Genomic DNA, 4166 nt, shown 5'->3' on the forward strand with positions numbered 1-4166 from the left:
CGCCGGTATTTCGATCTGCGTCGACGACATGCTGGTACCGCCGCAAAAAGTCACGCTGATCGCCGCCGCCGAACAGGAAGTCAAGCAGATCGAGCAGCAGTACGCTTCGGGCCTGGTCACGGCCGGCGAGCGTTACAACAAGGTCGTCGACATCTGGGGCAAGACCTCGGACGAAGTCGGCAAGGCCATGATGGACCAGCTGAAAGTGGAAGACGTCATCAAGCGCGACGGCACCAAGTCGACGCAGGAATCGTTCAACGCCATTTACATGATGGCCGACTCCGGCGCCCGCGGTTCCGCGGCCCAGATTCGCCAGTTGGCCGGTATGCGTGGTCTGATGGCGAAACCGGATGGTTCGATTATCGAAACGCCGATCACCGCGAACTTCCGCGAAGGTCTGAACGTGTTGCAGTACTTCATTTCGACCCACGGCGCTCGTAAAGGTCTGGCCGATACGGCGCTGAAAACCGCGAACTCGGGTTATCTGACCCGTCGTCTGGTCGACGTGACCCAGGATCTGGTCGTCATCGCCGACGATTGCGGCACCACCAACGGCGCGCTGATGAAGGCGATGGTCGAAGGCGGTGAAGTCATCGAAGCGCTGCGCGACCGTATCCTCGGCCGCGTGACCGTCAACGACGTCGTCAATCCTGAAACCCAGGAAACGCTGTACGAAGCCGGCACCCTGCTCGACGAAGACATGGTCGAGGAAATCGAACGCCTGTCGATCGACGAAGTCAAAGTGCGCACGCCGCTGACCTGCGACACGCGCTTCGGCCTGTGCGCCAAGTGCTATGGCCGCGATCTGGGCCGTGGCGTGCTGGTCAACTCCGGCGAAGCGGTCGGCGTGATCGCCGCGCAATCGATCGGTGAGCCGGGTACCCAGCTGACCATGCGTACCTTCCACATTGGTGGTGCGGCGTCGCGTGCGGCGGTGGCATCGTCGGTGGAAGCGAAGTCGAACGGTACCATCCGTTTCACCTCGACCATGCGTTATGTTACCAACGGCAAGGGTTCGCAGATCGTCATTTCCCGTTCCGGCGAAGTGTTGATCACCGACGACCACGGCCGTGAGCGCGAGCGTCATAAAGTGCCTTACGGCGCGACGCTGATCGTCAAGGATGGCATGGTCATCAAGGCCGGTACGGCCCTGGCGACGTGGGATCCGCTGACCCGTCCTATCATCACCGAGTACGCCGGTCTGGTGCGCTTCGAGAACGTCGAAGAAGGCGTCACCGTGGCCCGTCAGGTCGATGAAGTCACCGGTCTGTCGACTTTGGTCGTCATCGATGCGAAACGTCGCGGTTCTTTGACCAAAACGCTGCGTCCACAGGTCAAACTGTTGAACGACGCCAACGAAGAAGTCAAGATCGCCGGCACCGAACACTCGGTGGCCATCGGCTTCCAGGTCGGCGCGCTGATCATGGTCAAAGACGGCCAGGCGGTATCGGTCGGCGAAGTGCTGGCACGTATCCCGACCGAATCGCAGAAAACCCGTGACATTACCGGTGGTCTGCCACGGGTTGCCGAGCTGTTCGAGGCACGTTCGCCGAAGGATGCGGGTATGTTGGCCGAAGTTACGGGTACCGTTGCATTCGGTAAGGAAACCAAGGGCAAGCAGCGTCTGGAAATCACCGACATGGACGGCAACAAGCACGAGTTCTTGATCACCAAGGACAAGCAAGTGCTGGTTCACGACGGCCAAGTGGTGAACAAGGGCGAGATGATTGTCGACGGCCCGGCCGATCCGCAAGACATTCTGCGTCTGCTGGGTATCGAAGCGCTGGCGCGTTACATCGTTGACGAAGTGCAGGACGTGTACCGTCTGCAAGGCGTAAAGATTAACGACAAGCACATCGAAGTCATCGTGCGTCAGATGCTGCGTCGGGTTCAGATCGTTAATGCCGGCGACACCAACTATATCGTTGGCGAGCAGGTTGAGCGTTCGGAACTGCTGGACCAGAACGATCTGATGGAAGCCGGAAACAAGATTCCCGCTACCTACGAAAACGTTTTGCTGGGTATTACCAAGGCATCGCTGTCGACCGATTCGTTTATCTCGGCCGCATCGTTCCAGGAAACCACCCGCGTTCTGACCGAAGCCGCCATCATGGGCAAGCGCGATGGCCTGCGCGGTTTGAAAGAAAACGTCATCGTCGGTCGTCTGATTCCTGGCGGTACGGGTCTGGCATTCCACCGCGCACGCAAAGAAAAAGAAGCGTGGGAAGTGGAAGAGCGCGCAGCCCTGCTGCAAGCCGAGAAAGCCTCGATGGCCGGCGAACTGGAAGCAATCGAAGCGGCTTCGATTGCGGCACAGCATAGCGGCGGCGACGAAGCGTAATAACTCAGCTTTAATTCAGCGTTAAAAGCGCGAATGAGAACGGCACCTTCGGGTGCCGTTTTTTTATGTGCGCAATAATCGAATATCGTTGTGCGTGATTCAATATATGCAGCCGCCAGGATTGACACCTTATTAATCCAAGCAAATATATACCTGCCGCTTATTCCATTCGACTGCGGCGCAAACGGATCAGGCAGGGCGGGAGCGGGCGACCGGCCGTCGCACCAATTATTGGCGCGTAGGCGGGGCCGGCGCCAGCGGCGCGGCGGCGCCCGATCGCGTCGAAGCGGCGGCGTACCGTAGCAAAGTAAGATGGAGCGCCCTGGCCATTTCAGGTAGAGTTGAGCGGCAGGGCTTGCGGCGGGGCGAAAGCCGAAAGTAATGTCGAAATTTTACGGTTTTCATGCCAACTTTCAGTTCATACATTCTAATATTTAGCTTATGATAGCCCAAGCCCTCTTCACTCCCGCCCAGCAAAAGCTGCTGGGACTGCTATTTGTGCGCGTCAACCAGGGCTACCATCTGAATGAGATCATGCGGCTCACCGGCTTGGGCAGCGCATCCGCCCAGCGCGAGCTGAAGCGCCTGCACGACAGCGGTCTCATCGTTTCTGAGCGCATCGGCAATGTGCGCCAGTTCCGGCCGAACAAGGATTGCATGGTGTATGCGGAACTGTGCGGGCTGGTGAAGAAAACCTTCGGTCTGGTCAGCGTGCTCAATTCGGCGCTGTCGCCTTTGTCGAGCGCGCTGACCGTGGCCTTCGTCTATGGCGCGACGGCCAAGGAGCACGAGGCCATGGAAACGAATATCGAGTTATTACTGATAGGCGACAATACCAGCTATGGCGAATTGCTGTCGCGCTTGCCGGTGGCCGAGCGTATATTGCGCCGTAAAATCAGTCCCAACTTATATTCGGTGCCGGACTTTAAACGGCGCTTGCGGGAACAGCAGCCTTTTATTTTGCAGGTGCTGCATGAACAAAAGATTTTCGTATTGGGTGATGAAACCAATTTGAATGCAATAAAGGCGGCGGAAATCTGAAGTGCATTCAATAAAATACGCGGAGACATAGACATGGAAAATAAGGCTGACTCAGCGCGTTATCGGACATTCAAAGAATTCTATCCATTTTATTTGAACGAGCATAGTAATGCCATTTGTCGGCGCTTGCACTTCACCGGTTCCAGTCTGATTATTTTATTTCTGCTTGCCGCCGTGGTCAGCGGCACGTGGAATCTGCTGTGGTGGATACCGGTGATAGGCTACGGCTTCGCCTGGATCGGCCATTTCTTCTTTGAGCATAACCGTCCGGCCACATTCAAATATCCCCTGTTCAGCCTGCTCGGTGATTGGGTGATGTTTCGCGATATGTTGATAGGCCGCGTGCATTGGTAAAAAAATGGCCCGGCAGAAATTCGCCGGGCCATGCTCAATGGATTACGGAGCGCTTATTTTTGCGAGGCGATCCACCGATCCACTTTCACTTCCAGCAAACTGAGCGGCAAGGTGCCGTCGCTCAGCACCACTTCGTGGAACTTGGGCAGGCTGAATTTATTCCCCAGCGCCCGCTCCGCGCGGTGCCGCAATTCCAGTATCTTCAGCGAACCGATCTTGTAGCCCAGCGCCTGGCCCGGCCAGGCCATGTAGCGCTCGGTCTCGGTCTTGGCGGAGTTGTCGTAGCCCAGCGTGTCGTGCATGTACTGGATGCTTTGCTCGCGGCTCCAGCCTTGCGCGTGCATGCCGGTATCGACCACCAGGCGGGTGGCGCGCAGCAGTTCGTCGTTCAGGTGGCCGAAGTACTGGGCCGGATCGTCGAACAGGCCCA

The 4166-nt window shown here is 57.5% G+C and carries 3 protein-coding genes and 1 pseudogene; 3 read left to right on the forward strand and 1 reads right to left on the reverse strand.

Annotation, left to right across the window (positions count from 1 at the left end):
• The 3 genes and pseudogenes from Q0S71_RS21225 to Q0S71_RS21235 all read left to right on the forward strand — a co-directional run.
• Positions 1–2341 (forward strand): annotated as a pseudogene (locus Q0S71_RS21225) (DNA-directed RNA polymerase subunit beta'); the annotation flags it as partial.
• Positions 2342–2782: 441 nt separating this feature from the next.
• Positions 2783–3382 carry an ArsR family transcriptional regulator gene (locus tag Q0S71_RS21230; RefSeq protein ID WP_296000095.1) on the forward strand — a complete coding sequence of 200 codons (600 nt, stop codon included), beginning with the start codon at positions 2783–2785 and terminating at the stop codon, positions 3380–3382.
• Between the two features lie 33 nt (positions 3383–3415).
• Entirely contained in the window at positions 3416–3736 is a 321-nt protein-coding gene (locus Q0S71_RS21235) for a DUF962 domain-containing protein (RefSeq protein WP_296000096.1), read from the forward strand.
• Positions 3737–3789: 53 nt separating this feature from the next.
• Here Q0S71_RS21235 and Q0S71_RS21240 read toward each other — a convergent pair.
• Positions 3790–4166: DUF885 family protein (locus Q0S71_RS21240; RefSeq protein ID WP_296000097.1), on the reverse strand; the 377-nt coding region annotated here is incomplete at its 5' end.

Origin of the sequence: Rugamonas sp. (genome assembly GCF_025354735.1) — a bacterium.
GTDB lineage: Bacteria > Pseudomonadota > Gammaproteobacteria > Burkholderiales > Burkholderiaceae_D > Rugamonas.